Source organism: Allobosea sp. TBD101 (assembly GCF_059817965.1).
This window is the reverse complement of the sequence record NZ_CM187543.1, coordinates 3,223,785-3,245,014: the sequence shown is the minus strand read 5'-3', so window position 1 is coordinate 3,245,014 and position 21,230 is coordinate 3,223,785. Positions and strand designations below refer to the sequence as shown.

General features: G+C 66.2%; 23 protein-coding genes. 14 read left to right on the top strand and 9 right to left on the bottom strand.

Going from position 1 to position 21,230, the window contains the following annotated elements:
* Positions 1-32: 32 nt before the first annotated feature.
* From AC6RIC_RS15890 to AC6RIC_RS15850, 9 genes are all read right to left on the bottom strand, one after another.
* On the bottom strand, positions 33-1,268 hold the full coding sequence (locus tag AC6RIC_RS15890) for a metal-dependent hydrolase family protein (protein WP_499733046.1): 1,236 nt from the start codon (positions 1,266-1,268) through the stop codon (positions 33-35).
* 40 nt (positions 1,269-1,308) lie between these two features.
* Positions 1,309-1,797: a GAF domain-containing protein gene (locus AC6RIC_RS15885; protein ID WP_499733045.1), complete on the bottom strand. Its 489-nt coding sequence runs from the start codon at positions 1,795-1,797 to the stop codon at positions 1,309-1,311.
* A 15-nt stretch (positions 1,798-1,812) separates the two neighbouring features.
* Positions 1,813-2,724, bottom strand: a complete 912-nt coding sequence (locus AC6RIC_RS15880; RefSeq protein ID WP_499733044.1) for a branched-chain amino acid ABC transporter permease — start codon at positions 2,722-2,724, stop codon at positions 1,813-1,815.
* Positions 2,724-3,587, bottom strand: coding sequence for a branched-chain amino acid ABC transporter permease (locus AC6RIC_RS15875; RefSeq protein ID WP_499733043.1), 864 nt, complete (start codon positions 3,585-3,587; stop codon positions 2,724-2,726). The genes AC6RIC_RS15880 and AC6RIC_RS15875 overlap by 1 nt, the downstream gene beginning before the upstream one ends.
* Positions 3,584-4,789, bottom strand: coding sequence for an ABC transporter substrate-binding protein (locus tag AC6RIC_RS15870; RefSeq protein WP_454657163.1), 1,206 nt, complete (start codon positions 4,787-4,789; stop codon positions 3,584-3,586). The genes AC6RIC_RS15875 and AC6RIC_RS15870 overlap by 4 nt, the downstream gene beginning before the upstream one ends.
* A 47-nt stretch (positions 4,790-4,836) precedes the next feature.
* Positions 4,837-5,559, bottom strand: coding sequence for an ABC transporter ATP-binding protein (locus tag AC6RIC_RS15865; protein WP_499733042.1), 723 nt, complete (start codon positions 5,557-5,559; stop codon positions 4,837-4,839).
* Positions 5,556-6,320 carry an ABC transporter ATP-binding protein gene (locus tag AC6RIC_RS15860; RefSeq protein ID WP_499733041.1) on the bottom strand — a complete coding sequence of 255 codons (765 nt, stop codon included), beginning with the start codon at positions 6,318-6,320 and terminating at the stop codon, positions 5,556-5,558. Before AC6RIC_RS15860 ends, AC6RIC_RS15865 begins: the two co-directional genes overlap by 4 nt.
* Positions 6,317-6,973: a TetR/AcrR family transcriptional regulator gene (locus AC6RIC_RS15855; protein ID WP_454657160.1), complete on the bottom strand. Its 657-nt coding sequence runs from the start codon at positions 6,971-6,973 to the stop codon at positions 6,317-6,319. Before AC6RIC_RS15855 ends, AC6RIC_RS15860 begins: the two co-directional genes overlap by 4 nt.
* A gap of 272 nt (positions 6,974-7,245) precedes the next feature.
* Positions 7,246-7,938: a YcbK family protein gene (locus AC6RIC_RS15850; protein ID WP_454657159.1), complete on the bottom strand. Its 693-nt coding sequence runs from the start codon at positions 7,936-7,938 to the stop codon at positions 7,246-7,248.
* A 341-nt stretch (positions 7,939-8,279) separates the two neighbouring features.
* Here AC6RIC_RS15850 and AC6RIC_RS15845 point away from each other — a divergent pair, with 341 nt between their 5' ends.
* From AC6RIC_RS15845 to nuoL, 14 genes are all read left to right on the top strand, one after another.
* Entirely contained in the window at positions 8,280-8,660 is a 381-nt protein-coding gene (locus AC6RIC_RS15845; protein ID WP_374678812.1) for an NADH-quinone oxidoreductase subunit A, read from the top strand.
* Positions 8,661-8,725: 65 nt separating this feature from the next.
* Positions 8,726-9,310 (top strand): NuoB/complex I 20 kDa subunit family protein, encoded by a 585-nt coding sequence (locus AC6RIC_RS15840; protein WP_454657157.1) that lies wholly within the window; start codon positions 8,726-8,728, stop codon positions 9,308-9,310.
* Between the two features lie 41 nt (positions 9,311-9,351).
* Positions 9,352-9,957 carry an NADH-quinone oxidoreductase subunit C gene (locus AC6RIC_RS15835; RefSeq protein WP_499733040.1) on the top strand — a complete coding sequence of 202 codons (606 nt, stop codon included), beginning with the start codon at positions 9,352-9,354 and terminating at the stop codon, positions 9,955-9,957.
* Complete coding sequence (locus AC6RIC_RS15830; protein WP_499733039.1) at positions 9,957-10,394, top strand: GFA family protein; 438 nt, start codon at positions 9,957-9,959, stop codon at positions 10,392-10,394. Before AC6RIC_RS15835 ends, AC6RIC_RS15830 begins: the two co-directional genes overlap by 1 nt.
* 2 nt (positions 10,395-10,396) lie before the next feature.
* Positions 10,397-11,587 carry an NADH-quinone oxidoreductase subunit D gene (locus tag AC6RIC_RS15825; protein WP_199092713.1) on the top strand — a complete coding sequence of 397 codons (1,191 nt, stop codon included), beginning with the start codon at positions 10,397-10,399 and terminating at the stop codon, positions 11,585-11,587.
* Entirely contained in the window at positions 11,587-12,804 is a 1,218-nt protein-coding gene (gene nuoE, locus AC6RIC_RS15820) for an NADH-quinone oxidoreductase subunit NuoE (RefSeq protein ID WP_499733038.1), read from the top strand. The genes AC6RIC_RS15825 and nuoE overlap by 1 nt, the downstream gene beginning before the upstream one ends.
* Positions 12,805-12,815: 11 nt before the next feature.
* The gene (nuoF, locus tag AC6RIC_RS15815) at positions 12,816-14,120 is read left to right on the top strand and encodes an NADH-quinone oxidoreductase subunit NuoF (protein WP_499733037.1); all 1,305 of its coding nucleotides are present in this window, start codon (positions 12,816-12,818) and stop codon (positions 14,118-14,120) included.
* A gap of 4 nt (positions 14,121-14,124) precedes the next feature.
* Positions 14,125-16,188, top strand: coding sequence for an NADH-quinone oxidoreductase subunit NuoG (nuoG, locus tag AC6RIC_RS15810; RefSeq protein WP_499733036.1), 2,064 nt, complete (start codon positions 14,125-14,127; stop codon positions 16,186-16,188).
* A gap of 6 nt (positions 16,189-16,194) precedes the next feature.
* A complete protein-coding gene (gene nuoH / locus AC6RIC_RS15805; protein WP_454032797.1) occupies positions 16,195-17,247 on the top strand; it encodes an NADH-quinone oxidoreductase subunit NuoH in 1,053 nt (350 codons plus the stop codon).
* Positions 17,244-17,480: a hypothetical protein gene (locus AC6RIC_RS15800; RefSeq protein ID WP_499733035.1), complete on the top strand. Its 237-nt coding sequence runs from the start codon at positions 17,244-17,246 to the stop codon at positions 17,478-17,480. The genes nuoH and AC6RIC_RS15800 overlap by 4 nt, the downstream gene beginning before the upstream one ends.
* A gap of 20 nt (positions 17,481-17,500) precedes the next feature.
* Positions 17,501-17,989, top strand: a complete 489-nt coding sequence (gene nuoI / locus AC6RIC_RS15795; protein WP_038367698.1) for an NADH-quinone oxidoreductase subunit NuoI — start codon at positions 17,501-17,503, stop codon at positions 17,987-17,989.
* Between the two features lie 275 nt (positions 17,990-18,264).
* A complete protein-coding gene (locus AC6RIC_RS15790) occupies positions 18,265-18,888 on the top strand; it encodes an NADH-quinone oxidoreductase subunit J (protein ID WP_454657150.1) in 624 nt (207 codons plus the stop codon).
* Positions 18,888-19,196 (top strand): NADH-quinone oxidoreductase subunit NuoK, encoded by a 309-nt coding sequence (gene nuoK, locus AC6RIC_RS15785; RefSeq protein WP_336812933.1) that lies wholly within the window; start codon positions 18,888-18,890, stop codon positions 19,194-19,196. Before AC6RIC_RS15790 ends, nuoK begins: the two co-directional genes overlap by 1 nt.
* 29 nt (positions 19,197-19,225) lie before the next feature.
* Positions 19,226-21,229: an NADH-quinone oxidoreductase subunit L gene (gene nuoL, locus AC6RIC_RS15780; protein ID WP_454657149.1), complete on the top strand. Its 2,004-nt coding sequence runs from the start codon at positions 19,226-19,228 to the stop codon at positions 21,227-21,229.
* Position 21,230 lies beyond the last annotated feature (1 nt).

Genomic DNA, 21,230 nt, shown 5'->3' with positions numbered 1-21,230 from the left:
CCGGCGAGGGTGTCCTCGCCGGCTCCGAAGGGTCAGTTCAGGCTGGCGCGCTTCATGAAGGCGCCGCCCTTCATGATCAGCGGGATGTGCCGGCCCTGGCGGGTCAAGAGCGAGAGGTCTTTCAGCGGATCGCCATCGACGACGATCAGGTCGGCATGGGCGCCGGCCGAGACCGTGCCGATCAGGCCTTCCATCTTCAGGAGCTTCGCCGCGACATGGGTCGCCGAGGCGATGACCTCATGCGCGGGCAGGGCCCGGCCGCGGATCACGAACTCTTCCGACTGGTACTTGTGCATCTCGCCGAGCAGGTCGCTGCCATAGGCCATGGTCAGGCCGGCCTTCTTCATGATGGCGAGCGATTCCATGCCGGCCGAGCGCACGACATCGACCTTCGCGACGGAATCCGGCGGGAAGCCGAGCTTCGGTCCGTCCGAGACGAGCTTGTCATAGGTCACCAGCGTCGGCACCGCGACGGCGCCCTTCGAAGCAGCGAGCTTCGCCGTCTCGGCCTTGATCAGGTTGCAATGTTCCAGCGAATGCACGCCGGCCTCGACGCAGCGGCGAATGGCGTCGTCAGTATAGACATGGGCCGAGACATAGGTGCCGGCCATCCGGGCTTCCTCGACCACGGCCTCCAGCTCGCTCACCGAGAAGCCGAGGAAGTGGATCGGGTCGGTCGGCGAGGCGCAGCCGCCATTGGCCATGATCTTGATGAAATCGGCGCCGCCCTTCAGCTCCTCGCGCGCGGCGCGGCGCACCTGGTCGACGCCGTCGCAGATACGGCCGAGGGCGCCAAGCCGATGGCGCTCGATCACGCTCGGGCGGTCGTCGTAGCGGCCGCGGAAATCGGCATGGCCGCCGGTCTGGCTCAGCGCCTTGCCGGAGATGACGAGGCGCGGCGTCGGGAAATCGCCTTCTTCCGTCGCCTGCTTCAGGCCGAAATCGGCGCCGCCGACATCGCGCACCGTGGTGAAGCCGCGCATCAGCATCGCCCGCATGATCCCGAAGGAGCGGGCGGTGACCAGCGAATCCGGCAGGCGGGCATTCGCGCCGAGATCGGCGACGCCGGCCACGACATGGACATGGGCGTCGATCAGGCCGGGCATCAGCGTCTTGCCCTTGAGATCGACGACCTTGGCCTTGGCCGAGGTCACGGACTTGCCGACCTCGCGGATGGTGCCGCCCTCGACGAGGACGCTGACGGGCGCGCCGGCCTCGGGCGCCGAGCCGTCGACGATGCGGGCATTGGTAAACAGGGTGGAAGCCACTGGCATGTTCCTTCGGTCGGGATGCGTCGGGGAAACGGGATCAGGCGGCCTTGTTGGCGGCACGCGCGGCGAGGAAGGCCGGCACCAGCAGCGGCGCCAGCTTCTCGACCGGCGCAACATGCTCCTCGCGGTAATGGTGTTCGGGCGCGAGCAGGTTGATCGTGCCGACGACCTTGCCGTCATAGATCGCGGGGATGTTGATCACTGAGCCCAGCCCCATGCTCTCGATCAATTCATGGTCGAAGAAGGCCCAGCGGATGCCGGCCTTGTCCTTGCCGAGATAGGGCTGGCGGCCGTCCAGCACATGCTTGCCCCAGGGCGTCGGGCCCATCGTCTTGCGGCCGGAGATCGGGTACTCGGTCGGGCGGTTGGAATAGATGCGCGCGACCTCCTGCCCGTCGACATAGAGCAGCGTGAACAATTCATGGCCGACGAGGCGGCGGGTGATGTCCTCGAAGGCCTTGAACACCGTGTCGGGCTGGCCGGGCTCCCTGATGAGGGCGGAGAGGGTGGCGAGATCGTCGGACATGGGCAGGCCTTCGGTTTAAGCGGCGGTCGGAGGAACCGGCGCCTTCGGAATGCGCTCGGGCAGGATGCCCTGCGGCTTGAGATGCAGGACGAGGATGAGGGCGATGCCGATCAGCATCTCGCGCGTCGCGGCGAGCTGCACCGGTTGCAGGCCCGGCACCCATTCGGTGACGAAGCGCGTCGCCTCCAGGAAGATCACGACGAGATAGGCGCCGAGCACGGCTCCGCTCGGCCGTCCGACGCCGCCGGCCGTGACGGCGAGGAAGATGTAGATCGTGATCAGCGGCTGGAAATGGTCGGGCGAGACATAGGACTGGAAATGCGCGTAGAGCGCCCCCGCCAGCGCCGCGATCGCGGCCGAGAGCGCGAAGGCCTGGAGCTTGAAGCGCAGCACCGGCTTGCCCGCGAAGGCCGCAAGCTGCTGGTCCTCGCGGATCGCCTTGAGCGCCCGGCCATAGGGGGAAGCGTCGAGCCGGCGCAGCAGCGCCCAGACGATCAGCAGCACCAGCGTTGCGAGGCCGAGATAGAACCAGGCGAAGTTCTGCGTGCCAAGCTCGGCCTTGAGCGGCGCCTTGATCCCGGAAATGCCGTCCGAGCCGTTGGTCAGCCAGCGCTCGTTCAGCGCGACGAGCCGGATGACCTCGGCGAAGCCGAGCGTGACGATGGCAAGATAGTCGTCGCGCAGGCGCAATGTCGCGAAGGTGACGACGAGGCCGACCGCGGCGCCGACGAGGAGCGCAGCCCCCCAGCCGATCAGCACGGGCGCGCCAGCCCCTGTCGCCAAGGCCGAGGCATAGGCGCCGACGGCGAAGAAGCCTGCGAGGCCGAGATTGACGAGGCCGGCGCTGCCCCAGATCAGGTTCAGGCTCAGCGCGAGCAGGCCATAGATCGCGCAGAGCGTCAGGGTGAAGATCAGATAGGACAGCATCAGGCGGCCCTTTCCCCGAGGAGGCCGCGTGGGCGGAAGGTGAGCATCAGCAGGATCGCGACGAAGCCGACGCCGGTGCGATAGGTCGCGGGCACGACGAGCAGTGCGAGCTCCTCGGCGATACCGAGCATCAGCGCGCCTGCGACCGCGCCGGGAATCGAGCCGAGCCCGCCGAGAACGGCGGCGGCGAAGACCGAGAGCAGCACGCGGTAGCCGGTCAGCGGATCGATCGAGGTGTCCAGACCGATCAGCACGCCGCCGACACCGGTCAGCCCTGCGCCGAGGAAGAGCGTGACGATTGCGATCCTGGCGGGGTCGATGCCCTTGAGCCGGGCGAGGTCGGGATTGTCGGCGACGGCGCGCATCGCCTTGCCGAAGCGGGTATAGCGCAGGAACAGGAACATCGCCGCCATGATCACGATGGCGAGCAGCAGGCTCTGGAGCTGCTGCGGGCCGATGCGCAGGTCACCGAAGCGCATGTCACGCGCGATCGGCAGGTCGTAGCCGCGCATCTCGTTGCCGAAGATGAAGCGGACGATGTTTTCCAGCACGAGATTGAGCGCGATCGAGGCGATGGCCACGATCAGCGCGCCGTTGTTGCGCAGGCGCTTCAGCGAGGTCTCTTCCGCAACGACGCCGACGAATCCGGTCACCGCGAAGGCGACAAGGAGTGCAGCCGGTATCGGCAACTCCATCGCGACATTCGCCCACCAGGCTGCGAAGGCGCCGATGGTGGCATAGGCCGCGATGGCGAAGTTCGGATAGCGCAGAACCGCGAAGATGGCGGAGAAGCCGATGGCCGGGACGGCGATCAGCGTCCCGGTCATCACCCCGTTGACGAGCGCCTGCAGGAGCTGGCTCACGCGATCTTCACCAGCGCCAGCTTGCCGCCCTGGACCTGCTCGTAGCGGAACTGGCAATCGGCGATGTCGCCGGTCTCGGTGAAGTCGCAGGGGCCGCTGGCGCCGTCATAATCGACCGGCTGCTTGGCGGCGATCGCCTTGAGCCCGTCGATGGCATTGTCGACCTTGGCGCCGCCCGGCGCCTGGCTGATCTTGCGGACCGCATCCTTGATCGCGGTGCCGGAGCTGTCGCCGGCCATGGCGATCGCCATCAGGATCAGGTTGATCTGGTCGTAGACCTGGGTGGTGTAGGGATCGGGCGAGGCGACGCCGATCATCTTGACCAGCCGCGCATAGGCCTTCGAGCCTTCGGCCGGCGACGGCGCGATGGTGAAGGTCTTGTCGACGACCTCGGCCGGCACGCTCTCGACCAGCTTCTGGTTGACCGCGTAGCCGAAGGCGACCTTCAGCCCGCCATAGCCGGCGCGATAGGCGTCCTTGAGCATGACGGCGGTATCGGGGGTGTAGCCGCCGAAGATGATCGCGTCGGGCTTGAAGCGCAGAACCTCGTCGATCTCGCTGCGATAGGCCGGCTTCTTGTCGTCATAGATCAGCGAGCCGGTCTCGCCGCCGGCCTTCTTCACGGCCTCGGTGATGTTGTCGAACTGGCTCTTGGCGAAAGGCGTCTGCGGCGAGAGGAAGAAGACGCGCTTGGCCTTCTCGGCGATGCAGAACTCGCCGAACTTGCGGCCCTGCAGGGTCGTGTTCGGCTGGGTGCGGATCAGGTAGCCCTGATGCGGGAGCTGCGTGATCGAATCGGCGCCGGAGACGGTCGCAAGGAAGGTCTTCGATTCCCAGCAGAGCGGCGCGACGGCGGTGGTGACCGAGGAGGCCCAGGTGCCGAGGATGGCGGAGACCTTGTCGACGTCGATCAGCTTGCGGGCGGCGCGTACGCCGGCCTCAGGATTGGTCTGGTCGTCTTCCGAGATCAGCTCGACCTTCCGGCCGAGCACGCCGCCGGCGGCATTGACCTCGTCGATCACGGCCTTGACCGCCTTGACCATGACCGGGCCATAGGGGCCGCCGGCACCGGTGAGAGGCGTCAGCGTGCCGATCTTGATCGGGGCGCCCTGGGCGAGCGCGCGGCCGGGCAGGGCGGAGAGGCCGGCAAGCGCGGCGGCACCTGCCAGAAGCGTGCGGCGGTCGGTCGTGAACGCGGTCATGATGTTCCCCTGTTGTCTTGTTGGTTTGCTGTCGTTTCGGCGTCGTCCTAGCCGCCGAGGAAGAGGCGGCGGATTTCAGGATCGGTGGCGAGCGCAGGTCCGGCGCCCTCGCGGCTGTTGCGGCCGGAGACCAGCACATAGCCACGCGTCGAGATCTGCAGCGCTTCGAGCGCGTGCTGCTCGACCATCAGGATCGGCAGGCCGCCCTTGTTGAGCGCGACGATGGCGTCGAACAATTCATCGGCAGCCTTGGGCGAGAGACCGGCCGTCGGCTCGTCGAGCAGGAGCAGGGCAGGGGCGTTCATCAGCCCCATCGCCATGGCGAGGATCTGGCGCTGGCCGCCCGAGAGCGTGCGTGCGAGCGCCTTGCGCTTCTCGGCGAGCATCGGATAGCGCGCATACATCTCTTCAGCGCGTGCGCCGACCTTGCCGGGCTCCTGGAAGCCGCTGATCTCAAGATTTTCGGCGACCGTCATCGCGCCGAAGACGTTGCGCTCCTGCGGCACGAAGCCGATGCCGGCCTTTGCCCGGCCGAGCGCGTTCTCGCGGGTGACGTCGCCGCCCTTCAGCTTGATCGTACCGTCGCGCGCTTGGACCAAGCCCGCGATGGTCTTGAGCAGCGTCGACTTGCCGGCACCGTTCGGGCCGATGATCGAGACGATCTCGCCCGGCGCGACCCTGAGCGAGGTGCCCTTCAGGATCTGCTCGGCTGCGCCATAACCGGCGACGACGCCGTCGACGGTGAGCAACTCACCCTGTGCCGCGCTCAATGACGCCTCCCGAGATAGGCTTCCTGCACGCGGGTGTCGGCGGCGACCTCGTCGAACGACCCTTGCGTCAGCGTCTTGCCCTCGGCCATGACGATGACGGGCGCGCAGAGCTTCTTGATCAGCCCCATATCGTGTTCGATCAGGCAGATCGTCAGCCCGTCGCGGTTGAGCCCAACGAGATGCTCGGCGATCTGTTCGGTCAGGCTTGGATTGACGCCGGCCATCGGCTCGTCGAGCAGCAGCAGCTTCGGCTCGGCCATCAGGGCGCGACCGATCTCGACCAGTTTCTTCTGGCCGCCGGAGAGCGCGGTGACGGGATTGTCGAGCACATGGTCGAGCTTCAGCCTTCGGGCGATGCCGAAGGCGCGCTCGGACAATTCCGCCTCGCGCCGCTTGGCTCCGCCCGTGCCGATCAGCCCAGCCAGCAGGCCCTCGCCCGGCTGGTCGGCGCCATAGAGCATCAGGTGCTGGAAGACGCTGAGCTTGGGAAAGCCGCGCGCGAGCTGGAAGGAGCGCACCAGCCCTGCCGCGACGAGCTTCTCCGGCGGCATCCCGGCCGTCTCGGTCGTACCGAGCCTGACGGAGCCGGCTTGCGGCCGATAAAGCCCGGAGACCGCGTTGAACAGGGTCGACTTGCCGGCGCCGTTAGGCCCGATCAACCCGGTGAAGGAGCCTTGCGGTACCGCGAAATCGACGCCGCGCAGCACCTGGACGCCGTAGAAGCCAAGCTTCAGCCCCTGGATGGTCAGTGCTGCCGTCATGCCGTCGCCGTCTTGCGCCGGCCGGCGAGGGCGGCCGCTGGTTTCATCGGGAAATGCTGCCTGACCTGCTGCTTCCAGAAACTGAGCAGGCCTTCGTAATAGGCCGGATCGTTCGGCCGCAGCACGGTCTGGCTGATCATGCCGCGGACCAGGCACATCGTCGCGTTCATCACGGTGCGGGTATGGTCCGGGTCGGTGCCGGCGCGGGCGGCGAGCGCGGTCCAGACCGCATCGAGCCCGGCATGGAATTCCTTGACCGTGGGGATGAGATCGGCACGGAAGGCCGGGTTGTGGCGCGCTTCCGGCAGGTATTCCATCGTCACATAGAACAGCCGGTCGTCCATCATCTGCCAGGCGTAGTCGACGATCTCGTCGCTGGAGCCGCCGCGCGCCATGAAATCCTCGGCGAAACGGTGCAGGCCGCGCGCCGCCTTGCCCAGCAGGTCGGCGATAGAGGCGCTGATGATCGCCTCGCGCCCGGCGAAGTGATGGGTCAGCGCGCCCCTCGAGACCCCCGCAAGTCGGGCGATCTCGGGCGTGGTGGTGCGGGCAAGCCCCTGATCGTGCAGCAGGTCGATGGTCGCGTTCATCAGCCGCGCGGAGGTCTCCGCGCTGCGCTCCTTCTGCGATCGCCGCTTGCCGGTGCTGCTCATCCCGATCTCGTTTCCCTTAATGATGGGGAAACGGTGCGACTCCACTTACAAACAGTCAAGCCTGTTTTTTGAGGCGCAAGAGGGTGTTCTGAAGGCAGGCGCTAACGAAAGGCGCGGGTCATCCCGGACGCAGCGAAGCGGAGAACCGGGATCCATGCCCGAACCTTTATCGGAAGCGCTCCGGCATGGATCCCGGGTCAAGCCCGGGATGACGCCGTGGTCCTGCGCAAGAGGAATGAGCTGCCGCGACAGAGGTTCAGACCCCGCCGCGCTCACCAGGGCCGGCGCGGCCCGGTATCGATATGGATCAGCCCGTTCCAGTAGACATGGTTGCCGCCGACCTCGGGCAGGGCGCGCACCCATTCCAGCACCAGCCGCGGCCTGACGCCGGGGACGCGGAAATCCATCGCCTGGCAGCCCTTGTGATAGGAGCCGCGCCGGGCGCGCCAGGGTGGGCGCCAGGTCGAGGTCACCTTCACCGCCCCGTATTTGTCGGCGATCTTGCCGAGGATCTCCTTCAGTTCCTGCGGCAGGCAGGTGATCGAGGTGCCGGGATCGGTCGAGATGCCCGGCCGCTCCGGCTTTTCGTTCGGATCGAAATCGGGCTCGGCGCCGGCCTTCTGGCCGGGCGTCAGCTTCGGCCACTCGACGCCTTCGTCGTCATCCGGCTCGCCGGGGTTGGGCGGCGTGGCTTCGGTGGGTGGGGTTTCCTGAGCCGGCGCCGCTGGGGGCGTTGCCTCGGAGGGGGCGGGCACAGGAGTATCGGGAGCCGAGGCACGCGGCGTCGGCGGCGGAACGATGATCGGTGGCAGCTTCGGCGTGCCCTCGAGGTCGAGATCGAACGGGCGCTGTGGCGGCAGGGGCGCGCGCATCGGCTCTCCCTCCTGGGCGCAGATCGCGGTCGTCGAGAGCAGCAGGGCGAGCGCCGGCATGGCCAGCACGCGCGAAAGGCAGGCCGGGCTCATAGCGCGGCCGGGCGCCCGCAAATGGATGGCAGACGAGCGGGGCGGGGATCACGAAACATCGAAGGCCTTTCGGGATAAAGCGCTCGCGCAGCCGGCAACGATTCGGCACGGTGAACGGATTGCTGCCGCTGCCGCATGCCGAAAGCAGGCGGTTTTGTCGATTTTTCACCGATGCATGGCAGGGCTGCGGCGAGACGTGGCCGGATTTTGCCGTATTCTGCGCCGGGTTCAACCCGGATGCGGCGATTGTGCGGCGCGGCGGAGTCTTGCTTCATTCTAATCGAGGGTCTAAGCGACTGGGACAGCGAGCCGCGCCACGGCCGCCTGAAATGAGTTCGACCATGCAAGCTGCCACGGTGCCATCCATTCTGAGCGACTACCTGCCGCTGGTGCTGTTCATCGGCGTCTCGGCGGTGATCGGCCTGGCCCTGCTGATCGCGCCCTTCGCGATCGCCTATTCCAAGCCGGATGCGGAAAAGCTCTCGGCCTATGAATGCGGCTTCAACGCCTTCGACGACGCCCGCATGAAGTTCGACGTCCGGTTCTATCTGGTCGCGATTCTCTTCATCATCTTCGATCTCGAGGTCGCGTTCCTGTTCCCCTGGGCCGTCGCCTTCGGCGGGCTCGGCTGGTATGGTTTCTGGTCGATGATGGTCTTTCTCGGCGTGCTCACCGTGGGTTTCATCTACGAGTGGCGCAAGGGCGCGCTGGAGTGGGACTGATTGTCGGGTTGCGAGGCGGCGCTCCGCATTCGATCCGGCAGTCAAAGGTTCACGAGGATTAGGTCATGGCAGTCACAGCGATCGATCGTGGTGATCCGCTCGTCGCGCAGGCGCCGAGGGGTTTGCTCGGTCCCGACGGCAAGCCGTTGGGAGCGCGTGATCCGTTCTTCGTCGAGATAAACAACGAACTCGCCGACAAGGGCTTCCTCGTCACCACGACCGACGACCTGATCAACTGGGCTCGCACGGGCTCGCTGATGTGGATGACCTTCGGCCTGGCCTGCTGCGCCGTCGAGATGATGCAGCTCTCGATGCCGCGCTACGACGTTGAGCGCTTCGGCTTCGCCCCGCGCGCCTCACCGCGCCAGTCCGACGTGATGATCGTCGCGGGCACGCTGACCAACAAGATGGCTCCGGCGCTCCGCAAGGTCTACGACCAGATGCCGGAGCCGCGCTACGTCATCTCGATGGGCTCCTGCGCCAATGGCGGCGGCTATTACCACTACAGCTACTCGGTGGTTCGCGGCTGCGACCGCATCGTCCCGATCGACATCTATGTCCCGGGCTGCCCGCCGACGGCCGAGGCGCTGCTCTACGGCGTCCTGCTGCTGCAGAAGAAGATCCGCCGCACCGGTACGATCGAGCGCTGAGCGCTCTTTCGGTCGATGCTGCAGGCGATGAAGGTGAGACGATGAGCGAAGCGCTCGTACAACTCGGCGAAGAGATCAAGGCCGCGCTGCCCGGCGCGGTGACGGAGGCCGTCGTCGCCTTCGAGGAGCTGACGGTTCATGCCGAGGCGGCCTCGATCGTCGAGGTCCTGCGCACGCTGTACAGCGACCCGCGCTTCCGCTTCGTGAACTTCACCGATATCGCCGGCGCCGACTATCCCGGCCGCGAGAAGCGCTTCGACGTCGTCTACCACCTGCTGGCGCCGCACCATAACCGCCGCATTCGCGTGAAGGTCCAGACCGACGAGGCGACGCCCGTTCCCTCCGTCATCGAGGTCTTCCCGGCGGCGAACTGGTTCGAGCGCGAGGCCTATGATTTCTACGGCATCCTGTTCTCCGGCCATCCGGACCTGCGCCGCATCCTCACCGATTACGGCTTCGAGGGTTATCCGCTGCGCAAGGACTTCCCGCTGACCGGCTTCGTCGAGGTTCGCTACGACGACGAGCAGAAGCGCGTCGTCTACGAGCCGGTGAAGCTCAACCAGGAATTCCGCAACTTCGATTTCCTTTCGCCCTGGGAAGGCACGGATTACGTGCTGCCGGGCGACGAGAAGGCGAAGGGGGCGTGATGGCATCCGGCCAGCAAACCCTGTCCGGCGGCTGCCTCTGCGGCGCGGTGCGTTTCACCGCTCTGCCGGAGAAGGCCGAGATGGACGTCTGCCATTGCGGCATGTGCCGGAAATGGAGCGGCGGCGTCTTCATGGCCGTTCCCTGCACCGGGGTGTCGGTCGCTGACGAACAGGCGCTCGGCGTCTACCCGTCCTCCGACTGGGCCGAACGCGTCTTCTGCAAGACCTGCGGCACGAGCCTCTTCTGGCGCTTGCGCGAGGGCGGTGACGGCCATGTCGCTGTGGCCTTCCAGAGCTTCGACGACCAATCGTCCTTCACCTTCGCCGAAGAGATCTTCATCGACGAGAAGCCTGCCCTCTACGCCTTCGCCGGTGAGCGAAGCCGCAAGACCGGCGCGCAGGTGATCGCCGAATTCGCCGCGAAACAGGCGGGCTGAGCATGACCGAGCACAATATCCGCAATTTCTCGATCAACTTCGGCCCGCAGCACCCGGCCGCGCACGGCGTGCTGCGCCTCGTGCTGGAGCTTGACGGCGAGATCGTCGAGCGCGTCGATCCGCATATCGGCCTGCTGCATCGCGGCACCGAGAAGCTGATCGAGGCCAAGACCTATCTCCAGGCCGTGCCCTATTTCGACCGGCTCGACTATGTCGCGCCGATGAACCAGGAGCATGCCTATGCGCTCGCGGTCGAGCGCCTCGTCGGCGTGACCGTGCCGCGCCGCGGCCAGCTCATTCGCGTGCTCTATTCCGAGATCGGCCGCATCCTCTCACATCTCTTGAACGTCACCACGCAGGCGATGGACGTCGGCGCCCTCACGCCTCCGCTCTGGGGCTTCGAGGAGCGCGAGAAGCTGATGATCTTCTACGAGCGGGCCTGCGGCGCGCGCATGCATGCGGCCTATGTCCGGCCCGGCGGCGTTCACCAGGATATCCCGGTCTCGCTGATCCATGACATCGCCGAGTGGTGCGATCCGTTCCTCAAGGTCTGTGACGACCTCGAAGGGCTGCTCAGCGACAACCGCATCTTCAAGCAGCGCAACGTCGATATCGGCGTGGTCGATCTCGAAACCTGCTGGAAATGGGGCTTCTCGGGCGTGATGGTGCGCGGCTCCGGCGCGCCCTGGGACCTGCGCAAGTCGCAGCCCTACGAGTGCTACGAGGAGATGGAATTCGACATCCCCGTCGGCAAGAACGGCGACTGCTTCGACCGCTACCACATCCGCATGGAAGAGATGCGCCAGTCGGTGCGCATCATGAAGCAGTGCTGCGACAAGCTGCTGGCGCCCGATGGCGGCGGCCCGGTCTCCTCGCTCGACGGCAAGATGGTGCCCCCCAAGCGCGGTGAGATGAAGCGCTCGATGGAAGCGCTGATCCATCACTTCAAGCTCTATACCGAGGGCTACAAGGTCCCGGCCGGCGAGGTCTATGCTGCGGTCGAGGCGCCGAAGGGCGAGTTCGGCGTCTATCTGGTCTCCGACGGCACCAACAAGCCCTATCGCTGCAAGATCAAGGCCCCGGGCTTCGCCCATCTCCAGGCCATGGATTTCATGTGCCGCAAGCACATGCTCGCCGACGTCTCCGCGATCCTCGGCTCCCTCGATATCGTCTTTGGTGAAGTTGACCGCTGATGTCCGTCCGTCGTCTCGCCCCTGATCCGGTCCAGCCCGCCTCCTTCGCCTTCACCGCGGCGAACGAGAACTGGATCGTCCAGCAGATCGCCAAGTATCCGGAAGGCCGCCAGGCGTCCGCCGTCATTCCGCTTCTGTGGAAGGCACAGGAGCAGGAGGGCTGGGTCTCGCGCGCGGTGATCGAGACCGTCGCGAAGCGCCTCGGCATGGCGCCGATGCGGGTGCTGGAGGTCGCGACCTTCTACACCATGTTCAACCTGCAGCCGGTTGGCGAGTTCTTCGTCCAGCTCTGCGGCACGACGCCCTGCGCGCTGCGCGGCGCCGAAGCGCTGAAGAAGGTCTGCGAAGACGTCATCGGCCCGCAATCGACCGTGACCGCCGACGGCAAGCTCTCCTGGCTCGAAGTCGAGTGCTTGGGCGCCTGCTGCAACGCCCCGATGGCGCAGATCAATGTCGACTATTACGAGGACCTGACGCCGGCGAATTTCCGCCAGCTCCTCGATGATCTCCGCAACGGTCGTGCGACCAAGCCCGGCCCGCAGAACGGCCGCACCGGCTCCGAGCCGGAAGGCGGTCCGCAGACGCTGACCGACAAGGCGCTCTATGACGGCTCGATGATCGGCGCCGGCGACTGGCAGAAGCGCATCGTCGAGCAGCGCAAGGCCGCGGCCGAAGCCGCGGCTGCGAAGGCCGCTGCCGAGGCGGAAGCCAAGAAGGCTGCTGAAGCCGAGGCGAAGAAGGCCGAGGCAACCCCGGCAGCCGTTGCCGAGAAGCCTGCGAGCGAGACCGCTGCCGCCAGCCGTCCGAAGCCCTCTGCTCCCGCCCAGCCGTCCAGCGCCGCGAGCGATACGCCGGCCGCCAAGGGCAAGGTCGAGAAGAAGGATGTCGCCGAGGCTGCCAAGCCCGCGGCAGCGGATAAACTGCCTGCGGTCGACGAGAGCAAGCCCGAGCTGCTGGCCGCCGCGCGCGGCGGCAAGGGCGACGATCTCGAACTGATCTGGGGCGTCGGGCCGAAGCTCGGCAAGATGCTCAATGAGATGGGGGTCTGGCACTACGACCAGATCGCCAAATGGACACCGGCGGAGCTCGCCTGGGTCGATGCGCGGCTGACCGGCTTCAAGGGCCGGGCGGAGCGTGACGACTGGATTGCTCAGTCGAAGAAGCTCGCGACGGGTTGGCGCCCGGAGTCGAAGCTTGGCGACAAGCCGGCAGAGTGAGGCACTAGGACATGCTCGCAGATCGCGATCGCATCTTCACCAATCTCTACGGCCTGCATGACCGTACCCTGAAGGGTGCGATCCAGCGCGGCGCCTGGGATGGCACCAAGTTCATCCTGGAGCAGGGCCGGGACTGGATCATCGACGAGATGAAGAAGTCCGGCCTGCGCGGCCGTGGTGGCGCAGGCTTCCCGACCGGGCTGAAATGGTCGTTCATGCCCAAGCAGAGCGACGGGCGCCCGCATTATCTCGTCGTCAATGCCGACGAGTCGGAGCCGGGCACCTGCAAGGATCGCGAGATCATGCGCAACGACCCGCATACGCTGGTCGAGGGCTGCCTGATCGCCTCCTTCGCCATGGGCGCGCATGCCGCCTATATCTATATCCGCGGCGAGTATGTCCGGGAGCGCGAGGCGCTGCAGCGCGCGGTTGACGAGGCCTATGCGGCCAAGCTCATCGGCAAGGACAACGTCCACGGCTATCCCTTTGATCTCTATGTGCATCACGGCGCCGGCGCCTATATCTGCGGCGAAGAGACGGCGCTGCTGGAGAGCCTCGAGGGCAAGAAGGGCATGCCGCGGCTGAAGCCGCCATTCCCGGCCAATATGGGCCTCTATGGCTGCCCGACCACGGTGAACAACGTCGAGTCGATCGCGGTCGCCCCGACCATCCTGCGCCGCGGCGCGAGCTGGTTCTCCTCGATCGGCACGCCGAATAATGTCGGCACCAAGCTCTTCTGCGTCTCGGGCCATGTGAACAAGCCCTGCAACGTCGAAGAGGCGATGGGCCTGACCTTCCGCGAGCTGATCGACAAGCATTGCGGCGGCATCCGCGGCGGTTGGGACAATCTCAAGGCGGTCATCCCCGGAGGTTCGTCGGTGCGCATGGTCCCGGCCGAGCAGATCATCGACACACCGATGGATTTCGACTCGCTTTCGAAGTTGCGCTCCGGCCTCGGCACGGCGGCGGTGATCGTGATGGACAAGTCGACCGACATCGTCCGCGCCATCGCCCGCATCAGCCATTTCTATAAGCACGAGAGCTGCGGCCAGTGCACGCCCTGCCGCGAAGGCACGGGCTGGATGTGGCGCGTCATGGAACGCATGGCCGAAGGCCGTGCCCAGAAGCGCGAGATCGACATGCTGCTCGACGTCACCAAGCAGATCGAGGGCCACACGATCTGCGCGCTCGGTGATGCCGCAGCCTGGCCGATCCAGGGCCTGATCGCGCATTTCCGTCACGAGATCGAGCAGCGCATCGACGACTATGCCGCCAACCCGCACAGCGAGCCTGTGCGCCTGATGGCGGCGGAGTGAGACCATGACGAAACTCCTCATCGACGGCGTCGAGGTCGACGTTCCCGCCGAGTACACCGTGCTCCAGGCCTGCGAGGCCGCGGGCGTCGAGGTGCCGCGCTTCTGCTTCCACGAGCGCCTCTCGATCGCCGGCAACTGCCGCATGTGCCTCGTCGAGGTGAAGGGTGGTCCGCCGAAGCCGCAGGCCTCCTGCGCCATCGGCGTGCGCGATCTGCGCCCCGGCCCGAACGGCGAGCCGCCGGTCGTCCTGACCAAGTCTCCGATGGTCAAGAAGGCCCGCGAAGGGGTGATGGAGTTCCTGCTCATCAACCACCCGCTGGATTGCCCGATCTGCGACCAGGGCGGCGAGTGCGACCTGCAGGACCAGGCGATGGCCTATGGCGCGGACACCTCGCGCTATGCCGAGAACAAGCGCGCGGTCGAGGACAAGTATATCGGCCCGCTGGTCAAGACGACGATGACGCGCTGCATCCAGTGCACGCGCTGCGTCCGCTTCACCACCGAGGTTGCCGGCGCCTCCGATCTCGGCGCCATCGGCCGCGGCGAGGACATGGAGATCACGACCTATCTCGAGCAGGCGATGTCGTCGGAGCTCCAGAGCAACGTCGTCGATCTCTGCCCGGTCGGCGCGCTGACCTCGAAGCCCTACCAGAACAAGGCCCGGCCCTGGGAGCTCTCCAAGACCGAGAGCGTCGACGTGATGGACGCGGTCGGCTCGGCCATCCGCGTCGACTCGCGCGGCAAGGAAGTGATGCGCATCCTGCCCCGCCTCAACGAGGCGGTGAACGAGGAGTGGATCTCCGACAAGACCCGCCATGTCGCCGACGGCCTCAAGACCCAGCGTCTCGACCGGCCCTATATCCGCGAGAACGGCCGCCTGCGTCCCGCGAGCTGGAACGAGGCTTTCGCCGCCATTGCCGGCAAGGTGAAGGCGACGTCGCCTGAGAAGATCGGCGCCATCGCCGGCGATCTCGCCGCTGTCGAGGACATGTTTGCGCTGAAGAGCCTGATCGCCTCGCTCGGCTCCGCCAATCTCGACGCCCGTCAGGACGGCACGAAGCTGCATCCGAAATTCGGCCGCGCATCTTACGTCCTCAACGCCGGCATCGCCGGCATCGAGGATGCGACCTCGCTGCTGATCATCGGCTCGAACCCGCGCCGCGAGGCGCCGATCCTGAACGCCCGCATCCGCAAGCGCTGGCTGCGCGGCGACTTCAAGGTTTCCGTCATCGGCGAGAAGGCCGACCTGACCTACGCTTGCGACTATCTCGGCGCCGGCCCGGAGACGCTGGCCGAGGTCGTGAAGTCGGCCGCCGCTGCCGGCGGCAAGCCGATGGTGCTGGTCGGGCAGGGCGCTCTCGTCCGCACTGACGGCGAGGCCGTGCTTTCGCTCGCCGCCAAGGCGGCGCAGGCGCTCGGTGCGATCACCGAGGGCTGGAACGGCTTCGGCGTGATCCACACCGCCGCTGCCCGCGTCGGCGCGCTCGATCTCGGCTTCGTGCCGGGTGAGGGTGGTCTCGATGCGGCTGCCATGGTCAAGCCGGGCGCGCTCGATGTGCTCTTCCTGCTCGGCGCCGACGAGATCGAGGTGCCGGACGGTGCTTTCGTCGTCTATCAGGGCACGCATGGCGACAAGGGCGCGCACCGCGCCGACGTCATCCTGCCGGGCGCGGCCTATACCGAGAAGTCCGGCACCTATGTGAACACGGAAGGCCGTGTGCAGATGGGCGACCGCGCCACCTTCCCGCCGGGCGATGCCCGCGAGGACTGGGCGATCCTGCGTGCGCTGTCCGCGACGCTGGGCAAGACGCTGCCCTTCGACTCGCTCTCCGGCCTGCGCAAGGCGCTCTATGAGGCGCATCCGCATTTCGCGGCGCTCGACGGCCTCCCAGTCAACGACGCCTCGGAGATCGGCAAGCTCGCCGGCCTCGGCGGCAAGACCGACAAGGCGGGCTTCGCGCCCGTCGTCGCCGATTTCTATCAGACCAACCCGATCGCGCGTGCCTCCGCCGTCATGGCGGAATGCTCGGCGCTGGCCTCCGGCCGGCATCAGCAGGCGGCGGAGTAAGCGGCCATGAACTGGGACCTCGTCCTCGATATCGCGATCATCCTCGGCAAGAGCCTGCTGCTGCTGGTCTGCCTCCTGGTCTTCATCGCCTATATCCTGCTCGCCGACCGCAAGGTCTGGGCGGCGGTGCAGCTTCGCCGCGGCCCGAACGTGGTCGGACCCTGGGGCCTGTTCCAGAGCTTCGCGGACCTGATCAAGTTCGCGCTCAAGGAGCCGATCATCCCGTCCGGCGCCAACAAGGGCATCTTCCTGCTGGCGCCGTTCATCTCCTGCCTGCTGGCGCTCGGCGCCTGGGCGGTGATCCCGGTGGCGGAAGGCTGGGCGATCGCCGACATCAATGTCGGCGTGCTCTACATCCTCGCGATCTCCTCGCTCGGCGTCTACGGCATCATCATGGCCGGCTGGGCCTCGAACTCGAAATACCCGTTCATGAGCGCGCTGCGCTCGGCGGCGCAGATGGTCTCCTACGAGGTCTCGATCGGCTTCGTGATCATCACCGTCCTGCTCTGCGTCGGCTCGCTGAACCTCTCGGCGGTGGTCGAGGCGCAGCAGAACAGGGGTCTGGCGCATGCGCTGGGCGTGCCGTGGCTCTCGATCCTGAATTGGTACTTCATCCCGCTCTTCCCGATGTTCGTGGTCTTCTTCATCTCGGCGCTGGCCGAGACGAACCGGCCGCCCTTCGATCTGGCTGAAGCCGAGTCGGAGCTCGTGGCGGGCTTCATGGTCGAGTATTCCTCGACCCCGTACCTGCTGTTCATGCTCGGCGAATACGTGGCGATCATGACCATGTGCTCGCTGACCACGATCCTCTTCCTTGGCGGCTGGGCTCCCCCGGTCGCACTGCCGCCCTTCACCTGGCTGCCCGGCGTGTTCTGGTTCGCGCTCAAGGTCTGCTTCGTGTTCTTCATGTTCGCGCTGGTGAAGGCCTTCGTGCCGCGCTACCGCTACGACCAATTGATGCGCCTGGGCTGGAAGGTCTTCCTGCCGCTCTCGCTCGCTTGCGTGGTGATCGTGGCGCTGGTGCTGCAGCTGACGGGCTGGGGGCCGGTGGCGGGATGAGTTGGGCCGGCCCGCTCGGTGCCCTGATCGGCTTCGGGCTCGGCCTGCTGGAATACCGGCTGATGTCGGCGGTGGTGATCGGGGCGCTCCGGCGCACGGATCGCTCGACGACCGAGGCCGAGAAGGCTGACTATGAGCGCCGTATCCGCATCCTGCGGGCGGTGCTGGTGGTGATGACGATCGGCTTGATGCCGATCCTGGGTTTCGTGATCGGCCGAACGGTGTTCGGCTGAGGATGTAAAGGACGAAGGCGATGTCACTCGCGCAAGCCGCAAGGGGCCTGCTGCTGAAGGAGTTCGTCGGGGCTATCGGCCTGTCGATGCGCTATTTCTTCAAGCCGAAGGCGACGCTGAATTACCCGTTCGAGAAGGGCCAGCTCTCGCCGCGCTTCCGTGGCGAGCACGCGCTGCGCCGCTACCCGAACGGCGAGGAGCGTTGCATCGCGTGCAAGCTCTGCGAGGCGATCTGCCCGGCGCAGGCCATCACCATCGAGGCCGGCCCGCGCCGCAACGACGGCACGCGCCGCACCACCCGTTACGACATCGACATGACCAAGTGCATCTACTGCGGCTTCTGCCAGGAAGCCTGCCCGGTCGATGCCATCGTCGAGGGGCCGAATTTCGAGTTCGCGACCGAGACCCGCGAGGAGCTGTTCTACGACAAGGACAAGCTGCTCGCGAACGGCGCGCGCTGGGAACGCGAGATCGCGCGCAACATCGCGATGGACGCGCCCTATCGGTAGTTGATTGACCTCTCCGGCGTCATCCCGGACAAGCCGCGAAGCGGCGCCGATCCGGGACCCATCGGAGGGAACCGCGCTTTACGATGAATCCCGGATCGGCGCTTCGCTTGTCCGGGATGACGTTGCAGGGTGCAATTGAGTTCACAGACCCGCCGTGCGGTTGTCCCGCCCGGCGGGCCTGATTATAGACGCTCCAAATTGCTCGGGGTCCTTGAGTCCCGGAGCACGAACCAAACGAGGACCGCGCCGAAAAGGGGCGGGAAGGGCTGACCGAGATGAATGCCGCAGCGGCTTTCTTCTATCTCTTCGCAGGCATCACCGTGGCATCCGCCTTCATGGTGGTGACCTCGCGCAATCCCGTGCACTCGGTGCTCTACCTCATCCTGGCCTTCGTCAATGCGGCCGGGCTGTTCATGCTGCTCGGTGCCGAGTTCCTCGCGATGCTGCTGGTCGTCGTCTATGTCGGCGCGGTCGCGGTGCTCTTCCTCTTCGTGGTGATGATGCTCGACGTCGATTTCGCCGAGTTCCGCCAGGGCTTCCTGAACTACCTGCCGATCGGCGCGCTGATCGGCTTCATCTTCGCCGTCGAGCTCCTGCTGGTCGTCGGCGCCTGGGTCATCGATCCGCAGATCGTCAAGGCGCCGGTCGCCGCGATCCCGGCGGGCATCTCGAACACCGAGGCGCTCGGCCGCGTGCTCTACACCCAGTATGTCTACTACTTCCAGGCGGCCGGCCTCGTGCTGCTCGTCGCCATGATCGGCGCGATCGTGCTGACGCTGCGCGAGCGGCCCGGCATCAAGCGCCAGCATGTCCCGACCCAGAACGCCCGCACCAAGGACGCGGCGATGGCGGTCAAGCAGGTGCCTTCGCGCGCCGGCGTTCCCGAGGAGATGGCGTGATGACGATCGGACTGGGCCATTATCTCGCGGTCAGTGCCATCCTGTTCACGCTCGGCGTGCTCGGCATCTTCGTCAACCGCAAGAACATCATCGTTATCCTGATGTCGGTCGAGCTCATCCTGCTCTCGGTCAACCTGAACTTCGTCGCCTTCTCGAGCTTCCTGAACGACATCGTCGGCCAGGTCTTCGCGCTGCTCGTGCTCACGGTGGCGGCGGCTGAGGCCGCGATCGGCCTCGCCATTCTCGTCGTCTACTTCCGCAACCGCGGCACGATCGCGGTGGAAGACATCAACATGATGAAAGGCTGAGCGCGCCCTCGCGCCTGGACCTCACTGCCATGTATCACGCGATCGTCTTCCTCCCTCTCATCGGCTTCCTGATCGCCGGCCTGTTCGGCCGGCTGATCGGCGCACGCGGCTCCGAGATCGTCACGACCTCGCTGCTGATCGTCTCCGCCCTCCTGTCCTGGGTCGCTTTCATCCAGGTCGGCTTCGGCTCCGGCACGACCCGCGTGCAGGTCGCGAGCTGGATCTCGTCGGGACAGCTGCAGGTCGATTGGGCCTTCCGCGTCGATACGTTGACCGCGGTGATGCTGGTCGTGGTCAACACGGTCTCCAGCCTCGTGCACCTCTATTCGATCGGCTACATGCACGAGGACCCGCACCGTCCGCGCTTCTTCGCCTATCTCTCGCTCTTCACCTTCGCGATGCTGATGCTGGTGACGTCGGACAACCTCGTCCAGATGTTCTTCGGCTGGGAAGGCGTCGGTCTCGCCTCCTATCTCCTCATCGGCTTCTGGTATCAGAAGCCCTCGGCCAATGCGGCCGCGATGAAGGCCTTCATCGTCAACCGCGTCGGCGATTTCGGCTTCTCGCTCGGCATCTTCCTCGTTTTCGTGCTGTTCGGCTCTGTCGGCTTCGACGCGATCTTCCCGCGCGCCGGCGAACTGGTGAACCAGAGCTTCCGCTTCCTCGGCTATGACTGGAACGCCCTGACCCTGACCTGCCTGCTGCTCTTCATGGGCGCCATGGGCAAGTCCGCGCAGTTCCTGCTGCACACCTGGCTGCCAGACGCGATGGAAGGCCCGACCCCGGTTTCGGCCCTCATCCATGCCGCGACCATGGTCACCGCCGGCGTTTTCATGTTGGCGCGCCTGTCCCCGGTCTTCGAATACGCACCGGTCGCGCTCACGGTCGTCGTCGTCATCGGCGCCACCACCGCCTTCTTCGCGGCGACGGTCGGCCTCGTGCAGAACGACATCAAGCGCGTCATCGCCTATTCGACCTGCTCGCAGCTCGGCTACATGTTCGTCGCGCTCGGCGTCGGCAATTACGGCGCCGGCATCTTCCACCTCTTCACCCACGCCTTCTTCAAGGCGCTGCTCTTCCTGGGCGCCGGCTCGGTCATCCATGCGATGCATCACGAGCAGGACATGCGCCACATGGGTGGCCTCCGGAAGCACATCCCGCTGACCGCGCTCGCCATGACGATCGGCACGCTGGCGCTGACCGGCTTCCCGTTCCTCGCCGGCTATTTCTCGAAGGATGCGATCATCGAGAGCGCCTATGCCGCCCATAGCGCCGCTGCGACGAGCTATGCCTTCCCGCTGCTGGTCATCGCGGCCTGCATGACCTCGTTCTACTCCTGGCGGCTCTACTTCATGACCTTCGAGGGCAAGCCGCGCTGGGGGCATGGGCACGACTCGCATGGTCACGGCCATGACGACCACGCGCACGCCGCGCATGGCCATGACGATCACGGCCATGGTCACGACCACACGCCGCATGAGAGCCCGTGGGTGATGCTGATCCCGCTCGCCGTGCTCTCGGTCGGCGCGGTCGCTGCCGGCTTCGTCTTCAAGGAAGCCTTCATCGGCCACGACTTCGAGACGTTCTGGAAGTCGGCCCTGTTCATGGGCAAGGACAACCACATCCTGCACGCCATGCACGAAGTGCCGAAATGGGTCGTCTGGTCGCCCTTCGTGGCGATGGTGATCGGCTTCGTGCTCGCCTACTACATGTATGTCCGCCGCCCGGACGTGCCCGGCAAGCTGGCCGCCGCCAACCCGGCGCTCTACCAGTTCCTGCTCAACAAGTGGTATTTCGACGAGCTCTACGACTTCCTGTTCGTGCGTCCGTCGAAATGGCTCGGCCGCTTCCTCTGGAAGAAGGGCGACGGTCTGGTCATTGACGGCTTCGGCCCGGACGGCGTCTCGGCCCGCGTGGTCGACGTCACCAACCGGGTGGTCCGGCTGCAGACCGGCTATCTCTATCACTATGCCTTCGCCATGCTGATCGGCGTCGCTGGGCTCGTGACCTGGTATCTCGTGGCTCGCGGGTGAG

Bases quoted from the DNA above. Each gene is read 5' to 3' on its own strand.
- AC6RIC_RS15885 (WP_499733045.1), bottom strand. From the start codon at position 1,797: ATGTCCGACGATCTCGCCACCCTCTCCGCCCTCATCAGGGAGCCCGGC.
- AC6RIC_RS15880 (WP_499733044.1), bottom strand. From the start codon at position 2,724: ATGCTGTCCTATCTGATCTTCACCCTGACGCTCTGCGCGATCTATGGC.
- AC6RIC_RS15870 (WP_454657163.1), bottom strand. From the start codon at position 4,789: ATGACCGCGTTCACGACCGACCGCCGCACGCTTCTGGCAGGTGCCGCC.
- AC6RIC_RS15860 (WP_499733041.1), bottom strand. From the start codon at position 6,320: ATGACGGCAGCACTGACCATCCAGGGGCTGAAGCTTGGCTTCTACGGC.
- AC6RIC_RS15855 (WP_454657160.1), bottom strand. From the start codon at position 6,973: ATGAGCAGCACCGGCAAGCGGCGATCGCAGAAGGAGCGCAGCGCGGAG.
- AC6RIC_RS15850 (WP_454657159.1), bottom strand. From the start codon at position 7,938: ATGAGCCCGGCCTGCCTTTCGCGCGTGCTGGCCATGCCGGCGCTCGCC.
- AC6RIC_RS15845 (WP_374678812.1), top strand. From the start codon at position 8,280: ATGCAAGCTGCCACGGTGCCATCCATTCTGAGCGACTACCTGCCGCTG.
- AC6RIC_RS15840 (WP_454657157.1), top strand. From the start codon at position 8,726: ATGGCAGTCACAGCGATCGATCGTGGTGATCCGCTCGTCGCGCAGGCG.
- AC6RIC_RS15835 (WP_499733040.1), top strand. From the start codon at position 9,352: ATGAGCGAAGCGCTCGTACAACTCGGCGAAGAGATCAAGGCCGCGCTG.
- AC6RIC_RS15830 (WP_499733039.1), top strand. From the start codon at position 9,957: ATGGCATCCGGCCAGCAAACCCTGTCCGGCGGCTGCCTCTGCGGCGCG.
- AC6RIC_RS15825 (WP_199092713.1), top strand. From the start codon at position 10,397: ATGACCGAGCACAATATCCGCAATTTCTCGATCAACTTCGGCCCGCAG.
- nuoE (WP_499733038.1), top strand. From the start codon at position 11,587: ATGTCCGTCCGTCGTCTCGCCCCTGATCCGGTCCAGCCCGCCTCCTTC.
- nuoF (WP_499733037.1), top strand. From the start codon at position 12,816: ATGCTCGCAGATCGCGATCGCATCTTCACCAATCTCTACGGCCTGCAT.
- nuoG (WP_499733036.1), top strand. From the start codon at position 14,125: ATGACGAAACTCCTCATCGACGGCGTCGAGGTCGACGTTCCCGCCGAG.
- nuoH (WP_454032797.1), top strand. From the start codon at position 16,195: ATGAACTGGGACCTCGTCCTCGATATCGCGATCATCCTCGGCAAGAGC.
- AC6RIC_RS15800 (WP_499733035.1), top strand. From the start codon at position 17,244: ATGAGTTGGGCCGGCCCGCTCGGTGCCCTGATCGGCTTCGGGCTCGGC.
- nuoI (WP_038367698.1), top strand. From the start codon at position 17,501: ATGTCACTCGCGCAAGCCGCAAGGGGCCTGCTGCTGAAGGAGTTCGTC.
- AC6RIC_RS15790 (WP_454657150.1), top strand. From the start codon at position 18,265: ATGAATGCCGCAGCGGCTTTCTTCTATCTCTTCGCAGGCATCACCGTG.
- nuoK (WP_336812933.1), top strand. From the start codon at position 18,888: ATGACGATCGGACTGGGCCATTATCTCGCGGTCAGTGCCATCCTGTTC.
- nuoL (WP_454657149.1), top strand. From the start codon at position 19,226: ATGTATCACGCGATCGTCTTCCTCCCTCTCATCGGCTTCCTGATCGCC.